The organism is Gallaecimonas aegicerasi (assembly GCF_045291545.1).
Classification (GTDB): domain Bacteria; phylum Pseudomonadota; class Gammaproteobacteria; order Enterobacterales; family Gallaecimonadaceae; genus Gallaecimonas.
The window spans coordinates 526775-541009 of the sequence record NZ_CP149514.1 but is presented as its reverse complement, the minus strand read 5'-3'; the positions used below and the strand labels follow the sequence as shown (position 1 = coordinate 541009).

The 14235-nt window shown below is 56.9% G+C and carries 11 protein-coding genes; 9 read left to right on the top strand and 2 right to left on the bottom strand.

Going from position 1 to position 14235, the window contains the following annotated elements; all coding sequences use genetic code 11:
- Nucleotides 1-64 precede the first annotated feature (64 nt).
- On the bottom strand, nt 65-460 hold the full coding sequence (locus WDB70_RS02590) for a DUF3293 domain-containing protein (RefSeq protein WP_406666322.1): 396 nt from the start codon (nt 458-460) through the stop codon (nt 65-67).
- A gap of 309 nt (nt 461-769) precedes the next feature.
- Between WDB70_RS02590 and arcA the strand changes: the two genes are divergently transcribed.
- Nucleotides 770-1495, top strand: a complete 726-nt coding sequence (arcA, locus tag WDB70_RS02585; protein ID WP_406666320.1) for a two-component system response regulator ArcA — start codon at nt 770-772, stop codon at nt 1493-1495.
- A gap of 28 nt (nt 1496-1523) precedes the next feature.
- On the opposite strand, the gene arcB is transcribed toward arcA, so the two are convergent.
- Nucleotides 1524-3839 carry an aerobic respiration two-component sensor histidine kinase ArcB gene (arcB, locus tag WDB70_RS02580; RefSeq protein WP_406666318.1) on the bottom strand — a complete coding sequence of 772 codons (2316 nt, stop codon included), beginning with the start codon at nt 3837-3839 and terminating at the stop codon, nt 1524-1526.
- Nucleotides 3840-4292: 453 nt separating this feature from the next.
- Between arcB and gltB the strand changes: the two genes are divergently transcribed.
- From gltB to WDB70_RS02540, 8 genes are all read left to right on the top strand, one after another.
- Complete coding sequence (gltB, locus tag WDB70_RS02575) at nt 4293-8618, top strand: glutamate synthase large subunit (protein WP_406666316.1); 4326 nt, start codon at nt 4293-4295, stop codon at nt 8616-8618.
- The gene (locus WDB70_RS02570; protein ID WP_406666313.1) at nt 8615-10021 is read left to right on the top strand and encodes an FAD-dependent oxidoreductase; all 1407 of its coding nucleotides are present in this window, start codon (nt 8615-8617) and stop codon (nt 10019-10021) included. Before gltB ends, WDB70_RS02570 begins: the two co-directional genes overlap by 4 nt.
- Nucleotides 10022-10070: 49 nt before the next feature.
- Nucleotides 10071-10781 carry a 5'-methylthioadenosine/S-adenosylhomocysteine nucleosidase gene (gene mtnN / locus WDB70_RS02565; RefSeq protein WP_406666311.1) on the top strand — a complete coding sequence of 237 codons (711 nt, stop codon included), beginning with the start codon at nt 10071-10073 and terminating at the stop codon, nt 10779-10781.
- Nucleotides 10768-11613, top strand: a complete 846-nt coding sequence (locus WDB70_RS02560) for a cobalamin biosynthesis protein (protein WP_406666309.1) — start codon at nt 10768-10770, stop codon at nt 11611-11613. The genes mtnN and WDB70_RS02560 overlap by 14 nt, the downstream gene beginning before the upstream one ends.
- Before the next feature lie 10 nt (nt 11614-11623).
- Nucleotides 11624-11983 carry a rhodanese-like domain-containing protein gene (locus tag WDB70_RS02555; protein WP_406666307.1) on the top strand — a complete coding sequence of 120 codons (360 nt, stop codon included), beginning with the start codon at nt 11624-11626 and terminating at the stop codon, nt 11981-11983.
- Between the two features lie 82 nt (nt 11984-12065).
- Nucleotides 12066-12554 (top strand): nuclear transport factor 2 family protein, encoded by a 489-nt coding sequence (locus WDB70_RS02550; RefSeq protein ID WP_406666305.1) that lies wholly within the window; start codon nt 12066-12068, stop codon nt 12552-12554.
- 75 nt (nt 12555-12629) lie between these two features.
- Entirely contained in the window at nt 12630-13490 is an 861-nt protein-coding gene (locus tag WDB70_RS02545) for a kinase (protein ID WP_406666303.1), read from the top strand.
- Nucleotides 13483-14232, top strand: a complete 750-nt coding sequence (locus tag WDB70_RS02540; RefSeq protein ID WP_406666301.1) for an HAD-IIB family hydrolase — start codon at nt 13483-13485, stop codon at nt 14230-14232. The genes WDB70_RS02545 and WDB70_RS02540 overlap by 8 nt, the downstream gene beginning before the upstream one ends.
- Nucleotides 14233-14235 lie beyond the last annotated feature (3 nt).

Below are 14235 nucleotides of genomic sequence, written 5' to 3'. Positions count from 1 at the left end.
CAACCGATAGTCTCTGAAAGTACTGCATTGGCTCGGCGCTGAAAAGGGCTCTTTTATTTACACCTCAGGGTTGGTAGCACCGTTCGGAAAAGCGCCCCAGTACACAAGTCTCTCGGGAGTGCAGTAAACAAGGCACCAAATACAGCAGATCCTGGCTGACCCAGTAAATGGCATTTTGCTCCAACCGCCGGCCCAGCGCTTCCGCCTGTGCTTGCGACATCCGCACCGCCCACGACTTCTCGCGGTATTGCCAGTCTGGCGAACAGCCCCATAATGGCCGGGCATCAAGGCCGGCCAAATCCAGTTCGGCTTCCAGTTGCCGGTCACGGCTGTCATTGAACTGATCGCTGAGTACTTTGCTACGGGGGTTACAGGCCGTAATAACGGCAAAGTCCCACCGCTTTGGAAAGGGCTTTGGCATCATGAAGACGGCATTTTCATAGCTGGCCCACAAGGTCATCCTTACCTTCCTGTTACATTGTTTTTTTTCAGTGTAACGGAATATCCGCGCTTTGCGCGCTAGCGGCTGCTTGTTAGGCCACTGTTACATAGCCTATAATCGACGCCCTTATGGAAAGGACGATTTTTTGAACAATTTCAGGGTGTAGTGACATCGACTGAACTTTGTTAGCGGAACCGGACTCCAATAGCCCGCTTGTGGTTGCCATGAAACCTGCATCGCCACGGCTGATGCTGTGGTCATATTTACGGTGCCACTGTCCTTTTTACTGCGGTTGAAGCACTTTTTTGGCGAAAATTAGGTATGTCCATGCAGACCCCACACATTCTGATTGTTGAAGACGAAACAGTTACCCGTAACACCCTGAAGAGCCTTTTCGAAGCCGAAGGCTATGTGGTGGTAGAAGCCAGCGATGGCGATGAGATGCATGATGTTCTGGCCAATCACCCTATCGATATGGTGATCATGGACATCAACCTGCCCGGTAAAAACGGTCTGTTGCTGGCCCGCGAAATTCGCGAGCAAAAAGACATGGGGCTGATCTTCCTGACCGGCCGCGATAACGAAGTCGATAAAATTCTCGGCCTGGAAATTGGTGCCGATGACTACATCACTAAACCGTTCAACCCCCGCGAGCTGACCATCCGTGCCCGTAACCTGCTGGGCCGTACCCTGTCGACCGGCAAGCCGGAAGATCAGCCTGAAGTTGAACGCTACAAATTCAACCACTGGGTACTGGAAGTGAACAGCCGTTCGCTGATCAGCCCCAGAGGCGACAGCTTCAAGCTGCCACGCAGTGAATTCCGCGCATTGCAGTTTTTCATCGAAAACCCCGGCAAGATCCTGACCCGCGCAGAACTGCTCAAGCAGATGACCGGCCGTGAACTCAAGCCTCACGACCGCACTGTGGATGTCACCATCCGCCGTATTCGTAAGCACTTTGAAAGCGTACCGGAAACCCCGGAAATCATTGCCACCATCCATGGTGAAGGTTATCGGTTCTGCGGCGATATCGACGCCACCGAAACCCACTAACAAAAAAGCCGGCAACCGCCGGCTTTTTTTATCGTTCTTCCAGCCACTGCACCAGCAGCGCCAGGTCACTTTGCCAGTGGTCGCTTATCTCATCCACCCAGTCCTGGATATTTTCCTGCCAGGCCGGTGCTTCACCATGCTGAGCCTGATTGGCCAGCTGTGATACACGCTTCAGGCCAATGGCTGCCGCCGCGCCTTTGATTTTATGGGCCATTTCGCAGGCCGCTTTGTTGTCACCCGCCATCAGGTTGGATTCCAGCACCTTCAGGTAATCCGGCATTTGTTCGGCAAACAGCTTCGCTGACTGCAGCATCGGGCCAGTACCAACAGCATCAATAAACTGGCTGAGGATCTCGGTATCAAGCAGGCTGTCTTCTGCTTCCTCAGTGTGCTGGCGGTTGGCCAGCATGGCACCAGGATCACCATAAAACTCATCAATGATGGCTGTGACCGAGGCTACCGATAAGGGCTTGGAAATGGCATCGTCCATGCCGTTTTCCAGATACTCGTCTTTATCCTTGATGACATTGGCCGTTAACGCGACGATGGGCAACTCGGCAAACTGAGGTTGCTCACGCAGCGCACAGGCGACTTCAAAGCCGGTCATGTCTGGCAGTTGAATGTCCAGCAGTACTAAATCAAAGGTCTGCTGCCGACAGGCCTGCAGAGCCTCCTGGCCAGTCATGGCCACCACCACCTGATGGCCCATTTTTTCCAGCAGCGCTTTGGCTACCGTGACGTTCAGCTCAATGTCTTCGACCAGCAACACCGTCAGCGCCAATGGCGACTGCGCCGGAGCGCTGACCGGCTGGGGAGCCTGGCAGGGGCTCAGTGGCAGGCTGAGAGTAAAAGTTGCCCCCTGCCCCGGCTGTGAGCGAACCGTCAGCTCCCCGCCCATGGCCTGGGCCAGATTGCGGCTGACCGCAAGGCCAATACCGGTGCCGGTGGCATGCCGGCCACTACCTTCAACCTGGTAATACATGGCAAAGATTTTGTCTTGTTCGGCCTGGGGGATACCGATCCCCGAGTCAGTTACCGCGTAGTGGATAGCAACCGGCTGGCCGCCTTTTTGCTCCAGCGTTACCGTCAGGCTGACATGGCCGGTCTCGGTGAATTTGACGGCATTACCCAGCAAATTCCAGAGGATCTGCCGGGTGCGGGTAGCATCCATCTGCACATAAGAAGGTAACTGCGGCGGTAACTGGCATTGCCACTGCAAACCTTTTTGTTGTGCCATCAGTGACGCCAGTACCGAAATGTCATTAACAAAGCCGGGGAAATCCGTGGCTTCCGGCACAATCGACAAGCGCCGCCGGTCTGCTTTATCCAGATCAATGATGTCGTTAAAGAGGTTGCCGAGTGTCTCGGCAGAAACATAAATGGTATTAACGAATGACGACTGCTCGGCATTAAGCGGTGTGTCACGCAGCATACGCGCCAGGCCAACAATGCCATTCAGTGGGGTGCGTAATTCATGGCTGAGCGTGGCAATAAACTGGGTTTTCTCCCGCGCCGCTTTTTCCAGCGCGTCTGCCGATTTTTTCCGTTCGGTAATATCGCGGCCAAAACCCAGCAGCCCCAGGCGGCGCCCGGACGCAGAGTAAAATGGCACCTTGCGCATTTCAAACAGGGCCTTGCGGCCATCCGGATATTGCAACCACTGCTCGTAGGTAACCGGCTGATTTTGTTCAAAAACCACTTTATCCGTTTCAATGGCACGGCTGGCAACGTCGTGTGAATAGACATCAAAAGGACTCAGGCCTATCAGCTCTTGCTCCTTACGGCCTGTCACCTCTTCTACGGCTTTGTTACAGCCATAAAAAATGCCCTTTTCACTGCGAAAGTAAATCATGTCCGGCGAGGAGTTGATGAAGGAGCGCAGCAGCGCCGTCTGCTCTCCCAGTGATTCCTGGGTTTTCTTCCGCTCGACAACCTCCAGGCTCAGCCGGTCAATGGCATCCTGACGGGCAAATTCGGCCTTTTTACGCTCTTCAATCTCAAAGTTCAGCTGTTCCACTTTATCTTTCAGACTGTCATTGAGGACACGGTCTTGTTCCCTGAGCTCCTCGAGCTGTTCAACCAGTTTGAACAGGTGCCGGCGGGAGGACTCCAGTTGCGTGATCATTTCCAGGAAAAAATACAGCAGCCAGGGTGCCGTCAGTAGGGTGAGCACCAGCGGTGTCAGTAAGTCGTAAACGGTAATATTGCCGTGAAAAAGAATGTCCGTAGTGCTGGTACCCACCAAGGAAATCAGCAGGATCAGGCTGAACAGGGCGATACTGAAGCGCACTGTCCCCAAACGGGTCAGTAACTCCGTAAACTTCTGCGCCCAGGCTGTCATCATAAGAACACACTCCCCTTTTCGTGCCCGCTATTGTCCTTGAGTGGGTAGTTGCCAGCAAATGTAAAAAAGCGGCAAATAACAAAAAATGCTGCCTTTACAGCTACCTGGCTACAGCAATGGGCAAAATACGTGACCTTCTGCAATAAAAACGTCGGTTTGTGGGCCGCTTTTTTGTATACGCGGAGCTGCTCAGCAGTGCAAACCAGCGAATAGTGCCGTCTTTGCCTACGTATTCACAAAAACGTCATCGCATCACCCTAAACAACAAATAAGCCTTTGACTAAAAAGAAGTTAGCTTTATAGCGAAGAGAAATTATATGCAGCTTAACATGCGTATATATGCAAATTCACATTGACCAGATGACGCCATTAAAGCTAACTTGGCTAGTCCGCACTGAGCATTAACAATTTTTATGGCCCATTAGCTCATAAAAATGAAGGAGGTGGACAGCGATGGTTGAAGCCCACGACAACTGTGGATTTGGCTTGATTGCCCATAAGCAAGGGCAAGCCAGCCACCGGCTGATCCGATTAGCTTTGCAGGGCCTTGCCCGCATGCAGCACCGTGGTGGTGTCGCCGCCGACGGCCGTACCGGCGACGGCTGTGGCCTGTTATTGGCGCTCCCAAGCAAATTTTTCCGCGCCATTGCCGAAGAAAATGGCTTTCACCTAGCCAAGCGCTTTGCCGTTGGCCAACTGTTTCTGCCAACTGATAGCGCTCGCAGCAAAGCCATCATCACCGAGGAACTGGCTCGGGAGACCCTAACCGTGGCAGGTTGGCGGCCAGTACCGGTTGACCCATCGGTCTTGGGTCACATTGCCCGTCATAGCCAACCGGTGATCGAGCAGGTACTGATCAATGCCCCTCCGGGATGGCGCAAACGTGAGCTGGAACGGCGCCTGTATATGGCCCGCCGCCGGGCAGAAAACCGCCTGCGCGCCGAACAGCAGCAAACCTACATAGCCTCTTTGTCATGTGTGGTTGTGGTCTATAAGGCGTTAACCCTGGCTGCCGATCTGCCGCGTTTTTATCAGGACCTGACCGATCTGCGCCTGGATACCACCATGTGCCTATTCCATCAGCGCTTTTCGACCAATACTTTGCCGCGCTGGGAACTGGCACAGCCTTTTCGCTATCTGGCGCACAATGGCGAAATCAATACCATCAGTGGTAACCGCCACTGGGCCCGGGCCCGTAGCCATAACTTTACTTCGCCACTGCTGCCAGACCTGCAGGATGCTCAGCCTTTTATCGATGACACCGGCTCAGATTCCCAGGCCATGGACAATATGCTGGAACTGTTGCTGTCAGGTGGCATGGATCTGTTCCGGGCGATGCGACTGATCATGCCCCCGGCCTGGGAGCAGGATCCGGTCATGGCTGATGACGTCAAAGCCTTCTTTGAATTCAACTCCATGCACATGGAGCCCTGGGATGGCCCGGCGGGTGTAGTGATGTGTGATGGCCGCTTTGCCGCCTGCCAGCTGGATCGTAATGGCTTACGCCCAGCCCGCTGGGTAGAAACAGCCGATGGCCTGATCACCCTCGCCTCAGAAGTAGGGATCTGGGACTACGCCGAAGATGAAGTGCTGGCGAAGGGTCGCGTGGGCCCCGGTCAGCTACTGGCGGTAGATACCTATAAAGGGCAAATTTGGTTCTCCGAAGATATTGATGAAGATCTGGCGAACCGCCACCCTTACCGTGACTGGCTGACCCAAAACCACAGTAAATTGACCCCGTTTGAAGCACTTTCGGCAGCTGAGGCCGGGATCCGCGATCTTAGCGACCAACAGCTGCGGCAAATGCAGCGCTATTTTTCCCTGACCCGTGAAGAATTGTTTGAAATCGTCGCGGTACTGGGCCGCGACGGTAAAGAAGCGGTCGGTTCCATGGGCGATGACACGCCTCTGGCCGCCTTATCCAAACAGTATCGCAGCCCTTTTGATTACTTTCGCCAGCGCTTTGCCCAGGTCACCAACCCGCCGATCGACCCTTTGCGTGAAGCCCACGTGATGTCGCTGACCACCTACATTGGCGCCGAACAGAATGTGTTTTGTGAAACCTCCGGCCACATTGACCGGGTCCAGTTCAAATCGCCGGTGCTGCTGTATTCCGATCTACGGCAACTGTTGGAAAAGAAGACCCACCACATCCTCAGCCTGGCCTATAGCTGCGACCAGCCTCTGGCGGAGGCGATTAGCACACTGTGTGCGCAAGCCGAACAGGCGACCCGAGACGGTGCCGTGGTAGTGGTGTTATCCGACCGCGACATAGATCCCCAACATCTGACCATTCCGGCACCGCTGGCAGTAGGAGCGGTACAGGAACGGCTGGTGGCCAGCAAGCGCCGCACTGAAACCAACCTCTTCATTGAAACCGGCAGCGTCCGTGACCCGCATCATTTCGCGGTTTTGCTGGGGTTGGGCGCCACGGCGGTTTATCCCTATCTGGCCTTTGAATCGCTGGCGGCATTAAGTGACAGCGGCCACCTGCAGGCCCCGCTCAAGGAAGTACTGCTTAACTACCGCAACGGTATTGATGCCGGCCTGAAAAAAATTCTCTCGAAAATGGGCATCAGCACCATCTCATCCTACCGGGGTGCGGCTCTGTTTGATGTGCTCGGCCTCGCTGACGAAGTATGCCAGCGCTGTTTTCCCTCATTACGCAGCCCCATTGGCGGTAAAACCTTTACCGAGTTGCAAGCCGACAGCCTGCGTCAGTTACAACACAGTTTCCTGCCAGCACCGTTAGATCTCGGAGGCTTACTGAAATACCAGCCAGGTGGGGAATACCATGCCTGGCACCCGGAAGTGGTACGCCACTTACAACAGGCCGTACGCGGTAACAACGCGGCTGCCTGGCAGCAATATTGCGATGCAGTGCATCAGGGCCGTGACAGTTTCTTACGGGACAAACTGCAACTGAAGTTCCCACCCCAGGGCCTGCCCATCGAGCAGGTGGAAGCAGCGACAGCCCTTTTTCCACGCATGGATACCGCCGCCATGAGTATCGGTGCCCTGTCGCCAGAAGCGCACCAAGCGCTCGCTATTGCCATGAACCGGCTCGGTGGCCGCTCAAACTCCGGTGAAGGCGGCGAAGCACCCGAACGGCGCCGCAGCCTTGGCCGCTCAAAGATCCGCCAGGTCGCCTCCGGACGCTTCGGCGTTACCCCGGAATACCTGGCAACCGCCGAAGTCATTCAGATCAAAATGGCCCAGGGTGCCAAGCCCGGCGAAGGCGGTCAGTTACCGGGACATAAAGTGTCGACCGAGATAGCCCAGCTGCGCCATGCTACCGAAGGCACCACACTGATATCGCCACCGCCACATCACGATATTTACTCCATTGAGGATCTGGCGCAGCTTATCTATGACCTGAAAACGGTCAATCCAGAGGCGTTGATCTCTGTGAAGCTGGTTTCCTGTAGTGGCGTAGGCACCATCGCTTGTGGTGTTGCCAAGGCCGGTGCCGATCTGATCACCTTGTCAGGCTACGACGGCGGCACCGGCGCCAGCCCGCTGACCTCGGTTAAATATGCCGGCGGCCCCTGGGAACTGGGACTGATCGATGCCCACCATGCCCTGATCCAAGAAGGACTGCGCGATGCGGTGACATTGCAAGTCGATGGTGGCTTTAAAACCGGCCTTGATGTGGTCAAAGCCGCCATACTGGGCGCAGAAAGCTTCGGCTTTGGCACCGCCCCAATGGTGGCCTTGGGGTGTAAATACCTGCGCATCTGCCACCTCAATAATTGCGCCACCGGCGTAGCAACCCAGCACCCGCTGCTGCGTGACAAGCATTTCCACGGTCTGCCGGAACAGGTTGAAGCGTTCTTCCGGCTCATGGCTGATGAAATTCGTCAGACCCTGGCCCGCCTGGGCGTACCAAACCTGGCGGCACTGCATGGCCGCCTGGATTTGCTCACCGCTACAGACCAAGCCATTGGCGATGTGTTGTTGGCCCCTCTGCCAAAAGCACCTGACTACGAGGTGGTGCTACACCAAGGCGAAAGCGACCTGAACCAGCAGATTTGCCAGCAGGCGCCGCTCGATAAACCCTGGCTGGCACATTTCAGCATCTGCAACACCGATCGCACCGTGCCTGCACAGTTAAGTGGCCAAATCGCCAAACAATGGGGCGATAGCGGCAGCGCCGAACCTATTCGTTTGCACTTTCGCGGCACCGCCGGGCAAAGCTTTGGCGCTTTTACCCTGCCGGGTATGGAAATCAAACTGGTCGGCGATGCTAACGATTATGTTGGCAAAGGCCAGGCCGGCGGCACCTTGATTCTGACATCACCGCCCGGTAGTCACTTCGTTGCCGCCGATACCTTGATCATGGGCAACACCTGTTTGTTTGGCGCCACTGGCGGTGAGTGTTTCGCCCAGGGGCAAGCCGGGGAACGCTTTGCCGTGCGTAACGCCGGCGCCACAGCCGTCGTCGAAGGTGTGGGCGATCACGGCTGTGAATACATGACCGCCGGGCTGGTGCTGGTGCTGGGTAAGACCGGCCGCAACTTTGCCGCCGGTATGACCGGCGGTCTGGCCGTGGTACTGGATCTGGACCCCAGAGCAATCAACAGCGAGCTGGTCGATTACTGCCCTCTGGCCAGCCAGCTTGCCATCACCGAGCAGGTGCGCCAGCTGTTGCAGCGCCACCAGCAGTTAACTGATTCGGTGATGGCCACAACACTACTGGCCGACAGCGACTGGCCAGCCCGCTTCACACTGGTTCACCCACAAGGCTGGCAGGGGCAACTGACGGAGGCCGTGTCATGAAAGATCCTTTGTTTTTTTTATCGACGCCCCGTCAAACCGGCGCCATCGTTGACGCCAGTAAAAGGGTGCATAATTTTGCCGAAGTACAGGATCAGCAAAGCCCGGAACAACGCCAGCAACAGGCTGACCGCTGCCTGGATTGCGGCACCCCGTATTGCCAATGGAAATGCCCTTTACACAACGCCATTCCGCGTTGGCTGCAACTGGCCAGTGAAGGCAACATCCTGGCTGCCGCTGAACTGGCACACCAAACAAACCCGCTGCCGGAAGTCTGTGGCCGGGTCTGCCCGCAAGACCGGTTGTGTGAAAGTGTCTGCACCCTGAATGACGAATTTGGCGCCGTGACCATTGGCCAGGTGGAGCGGGATATTACCGACCTGGCGCTGGATGCCGGCTGGCGGCCGGATCTGAGCGCCGTTCCCACCAGCGCTCAGCGCGTTGCCATTGTCGGTGCCGGCCCGGCCGGATTGGGCTGTGCCGACTACTTGATACGTAGCGGCGTGGCCGTGACCGTGTATGACGCCGAGCCGGTAATTGGCGGCTTGTTGGCCACAGGTATTCCCGGGTTCAAACTGGAAAAACCACTGCTGCTGCGCCGCCAACAGGTACTCGAGGACATGGGCGTCAGCTTCGTTCTTAATACCCGTATTGGCACCGACTTGCCGTTTCAAACCCTGCTTGATGAATATGACGCCGTCTTTTTAGGCTTAGGTGCGCCGCAACCGGTCAGCGCCGGCCTGCCCGGTGAAAACGCCAGCGGTGTACTCAAAGCCGCTGACTACCTTTATGACCAGAACCGCCAGTTATTGGGTGACAGTGCCTTGCGCCTCAGCCAGCAAGGCAAACGGGTGGTGGTGGTCGGTGGCGGCGATACTGCCATGGATTGCTCCCGTACCGCCCTGCGCCAGGGAGCGGCAGAAGTGACGCTGTTATACCGGCGGGATCGCGACAACATGCCCGGGTCGCCAAAAGAAGTGCTCTTTGCCGAGCAGGAAGGGCTGCAATTTGCCTTTTGCCACCAGCCGCTGGCCATATTGCAGGAACAGGGGCAGGTGACAGGTATTCGCGTTCAGCAAACCGAACTGGGGCAAGCCGATGCCTCCGGCCGCCGACGCCCAGAGCCCGTTCCAGGCAGTGAGCGGGAGATCGCCGCCGATACGGTGATCCTCGCCTTAGGCTTTAAAGCAAGCTTACCCGGCTGGCTGGCCGATGCTGGAGTTATGGCAGATGAGCATGGCCGGGTGCTGGCCCCCGACGGGCAAACCCTGCATCCGAAAATTTATGCCGGTGGCGATATGGTACTGGGTGCCGATTTGGTAGTGACCGCTATTGCCCAAGGCCGCCAGGCCGCCGAAGCCATACTGAGGCGTTTTGCCACTGATAGCGGGGTGACCGCAGCCTGAAGCACAGGCTATCATTAGGACTTTTACCCAGCCGGAGAAACTCCCCCTTATGAAAATCGGCATTATTGGCGCCATGGAACAGGAAGTGGCGCTGCTGCAAAGCCAGCTTCAGGATCTGCAGCTTGAAACCGTCGCAGGTTGCGAGATTGCCACCGGTACGCTTAGTGGTGTTGACGTGGTGCTGATGCGCTCCGGTATTGGCAAAGTGGCAGCGGCAATTGCCACCACCCTGATGATTGAACGCTACCAGCCGGATGCCATTATCAATACCGGCTCGGCGGGTGGTTTCGACCCGACCCTGGAAGTGGGTGATGTGGTGATTTCCTCCGAAGTACGCTACCACGACGTGGATGTCACCGCCTTTGGCTATGAGCTGGGCCAGGTTCCGCGAATGCCGGCGGCCTTTTTACCGCACCCGACGCTGGTTGCCGTTGCCCAGGACGTGATTGCCACCATGGATCACCACAAAGCCAAAACGGGCCTTATTACCACCGGCGATATTTTCATGTCGGACCCTGCCCGGGTAGATGCCACCCGGACCGCTTTTCCCACCATGATCGCCGTGGAAATGGAAGCTGCCGCTATTGCCCAGACCTGCCATCAGTTTGCTGTGCCTTTTGTGATCACCCGGGCCCTGTCTGATATTGCCGGTAAGGAATCACCGCTGTCGTTTGACAGCTTTTTGGAAAAAGCCGCCACCCACTCTGCCGAGCTGGTGATGGCGATGGTGAGCAAACTCAAAGACAGTGAACTGGCCTGAGTTACTGCCGTTACTGGCCTGGCCGGCCAGCCGCTGGCTGCCGGCCAACGCACTGTGGCATAGTCTCCAACGCTTGGCCCGGCAACTGGCCAGCAAGGTTAATCATGGCGATGCACGCTACCGTCAGCAGGCCGGGATACTGGCCACCTTACTGGTGATGCTGCCACTGCTGGCGCTGTTGTGGTTGCTTCAGGCCAGTGCTGAACTGCAAGAACTGGTGCACGTCATTGGTTTTTATCTGGCGCTAAGTGATGCTCGTCCAGCCCGCCTGGCAGCACTGGCGTATGCCGGTAAACAGCAAGGCCGCCAGTGGCTGGCCAGTATCTGTCGGCGCGATACCCAAAGCCTCTCCGAACAGGGGCTGTTCAAAGCAGCCATAGAAGCGCAATGGCGCATCAGCTGTGAGCGTTTGCTGCTGGTGCTGTTAGGTGGTTTGGGGTTTGGCTTGGCAGCACTAGCCTTGCGTGCATTCTGGCAACTGACCGACAGCTGGCACCCCGCCCAGCCCGCTTTTCACTCCTTTGGTTATTGGCCTCAGCGCCTGGCCCGCGGGCTTAGGCTACTGGCAGTACCGCTGGCCCTGTTCTGGCTGATATTACCACTAAGCCCTAGCGCCCTGCTGCGCCGCCCCTGGCCATTGGCACCTTTGGCGAACGCCTTGCAGTGTCAGCTCGGCGGGCCGCTCAAACTGGCCGGCCGTAAAATCAGCAGGCCTCGATTGGGGCCACCTGTAACGCCAACGTCACAGCAATTATTACGCTTGGGTCGGCTCGCTACTGGCGCCGAGCTCGGCACTGTGCTTATTATCTGCGTATTGTTATTGGCCATTTAGGAGCCTTGCCATGCGCCGATCACTGCTGGTTCTGCTACTGCTAAGCCCATCATTGTGGGCCGCTACCCCGATCACTCAGGCGCAGCTACAAGCCATGACCCCTAAACCACTGGTCATCGATCTACGCGCACCGACGGCTTATGCCGAAGGCCATATACCCGGCGCCATTAACATTCCGGATACCGAGATCCTCAAGCGCCTGGGTAAACTGGAGCAATACCGCCATCGCCCGGTAGTGGTTTATTGCCGTACCGGCCGGCGTGCCGCACTGGTGATCAACACTCTGGAAAGCCGGGGCTTCAGCCAGGTGCACCATCTGCAAGGCGACTGGCAAGGCTGGCAAGAAGCAAAGCAGCCCGAAGCGCACTGACGGTGCTAAAAGCACCATCTGACGCGCCCTTCACTGTCATAGGCTTGGCAGCCTCGCAAGGCTCTGGCACACTGCGCCTGCCATGACGAAACCGACTTTATTCTTCAAGTGGCTGGCCCTTGCCATGCTGCTGCTAAGCCCCTTTAGCCAGGCAGAAACCGCACTGCAGCTGGCTGACCGCTACATGAAAGCCTACACCGCCATGAATTATGGCGAACTGGAACAGTTGTATCACTACGATGCAGTTTTTGAAGACCCGACCGCCGGCGTGCAGGGCAACGGCCAGCACCTCAATGGCCGTAAAGCCATTATTGATTTTCTGCGCCAGTCACAGCAGGGCGTCGCTCAGATCCGTTTCGTTGAGTCCAGCCATATGGTTGTTGGCAACTGGGTGGTATTGACCGGGGATTATCATTATCTGGTGTCAGGGCCACAATTTGGCTTGGGTCCACAACCCGTGTGGATCGTTATCCATGGTATTACCGAACTGAAGGTCAGCACCGGCTCCGGCCTGATCCTTAAACACCGGGATATGCTGGATTACAGTTCCCTGCCCGCACAACTGCAATAAAAATCACTTTTTTCGCATAAATCTTTACCCCCTTGGGCGCCTTTCGTATGCTGGGAAGAGACCTAAGGGGGGCTTATGCATCGCCACAGCCAACCGGCTGCCACCGATCAGGCAACACTATTGGCACAGTACGGGCCTCTGCTGCACCAGCTGGCCAGCATGCAGCAATGGCTGGAAGCGCCTTTTGTGGTTGGCATTACCGGTGCCCAGGGAACCGGTAAATCCACTCTCGCCCATTTCCTGGCCGGGCAATTACAGCAACAGCACCACTGCAATGTTGCCGTACTGTCACTGGACGACCTCTACCTGCCGCGAGCTGAACGCCAGCGGCTGGCCAGGCAGGTGCACCCACTGTTAGCCACACGTGGCGTTCCCGGCACCCATGACATCCCACTTGGTCTCAAGACGCTGGATGCACTGGCCAACGCTAGCGCCAACACAAAAACGGCATTGCCCCGCTTTGATAAAGCCATGGATGATCGCGTGCCCAAAAACCGCTGGCCAGAAGTGCATGGCCGCCCCGACGTCATCTTGTTTGAAGGCTGGTGCCTCGGTGCCAGGGCCCAAAGCGAGCAGGAGCTCAGCACCCCCATCAATGCTCTGGAAGCCGAGGAGGATGCCGATGGGCGCTGGCGCCATTATGTTAACGAACAGCTCAAAGGCCCCTATCAACAACTGTTCAGCCGTATCCAGTATCAGGTGTTCTTGCAGGCGCCAAGCATGGCGGCAGTATTGCGTTGGCGCCAGCAGCAGGAGCATCAACTACGGGCCCGCAATGGCGCAGCCCCCGGCATCATGAGCGACCAACAACTGCTGCGCTTTATCAGCCACTATGAGCGCCTGACTCGGCAGCTACTGCAACAGCCGCCACAACGTACACAGTGGCGGCTGGTACTGGACGAACAGCACCAGCTCAAGGAATGCCACCATGACTGAGCTGGTGGTAGTCACCGATCTGGACGGCACCTTATTGGATCATCACAGCTACTGCTGGGACGATGCCCGGCCGGCACTGGTCGCTTTGGCCGCCAAGCACATCCCGGTGGTTCTCAACTCCTCGAAAACCCGCGCAGAGATGCGACCATTACGGGCCCAACTGGCTCTGGATGCGCCTTTTATCAGTGAAAACGGCGCCATCATTGATTGGGGTGACGGCAGCAGCCGCTGCTTTGCCAAGCCTCGCCAGCAGCTGCTTGCTGTATTGGCTGAGCTACGCCAGCAAGGCTTTAAGTTCAGCGGTTTTGCCGACTGGTCTGTCGAAGACATTGCCCAGCAAACCGGCCTTAGTCTCGCTCAGGCAAAATTGGCGGCTGACCGGGAGTTCACCGAACCCTTGTGCTGGCAAGGCAGTGCCGGCGAACAACAGGCCTTTTTGCAAGCGCTGGCGAAGTGGCAGCTGCAGGCACAGCAGGGGGGCCGCTTTTTGACCGTAATGGGGCAATACTCCAAAGGTCAGGCCATGGCGGCAGTGCGCCAGCACTACCCCGGTGCCCATATCATCGCCCTCGGTGACAGCGCTAACGACCTGAGCATGCTTAACGGTGCTGATACGGCTGTTGTTGTGGCGTCGGCAAATAGTGACAGCCTCACCCCCACCACCCCGACCATTCGCACCCAACAACCCGGTCCAGCTGGCTGGAACCGGGCCATACTGGATTGGCTGACTTCAAGGAGCTGACAC

Excerpts from the sequence above, each read along its gene's own strand:
- arcA (WP_406666320.1), top strand. The coding sequence starts at position 770 with ATGCAGACCCCACACATTCTGATTGTTGAAGACGAAACAGTTACCCGT.
- arcB (WP_406666318.1), bottom strand. The coding sequence starts at position 3,839 with ATGATGACAGCCTGGGCGCAGAAGTTTACGGAGTTACTGACCCGTTTG.
- WDB70_RS02570 (WP_406666313.1), top strand. The coding sequence starts at position 8,615 with ATGAAAGATCCTTTGTTTTTTTTATCGACGCCCCGTCAAACCGGCGCC.
- WDB70_RS02590 (WP_406666322.1), bottom strand. The coding sequence starts at position 460 with ATGACCTTGTGGGCCAGCTATGAAAATGCCGTCTTCATGATGCCAAAG.
- WDB70_RS02540 (WP_406666301.1), top strand. The coding sequence starts at position 13,483 with ATGACTGAGCTGGTGGTAGTCACCGATCTGGACGGCACCTTATTGGAT.
- WDB70_RS02555 (WP_406666307.1), top strand. The coding sequence starts at position 11,624 with ATGCGCCGATCACTGCTGGTTCTGCTACTGCTAAGCCCATCATTGTGG.
- mtnN (WP_406666311.1), top strand. The coding sequence starts at position 10,071 with ATGAAAATCGGCATTATTGGCGCCATGGAACAGGAAGTGGCGCTGCTG.
- WDB70_RS02545 (WP_406666303.1), top strand. The coding sequence starts at position 12,630 with ATGCATCGCCACAGCCAACCGGCTGCCACCGATCAGGCAACACTATTG.
- gltB (WP_406666316.1), top strand. The coding sequence starts at position 4,293 with ATGGTTGAAGCCCACGACAACTGTGGATTTGGCTTGATTGCCCATAAG.
- WDB70_RS02550 (WP_406666305.1), top strand. The coding sequence starts at position 12,066 with ATGACGAAACCGACTTTATTCTTCAAGTGGCTGGCCCTTGCCATGCTG.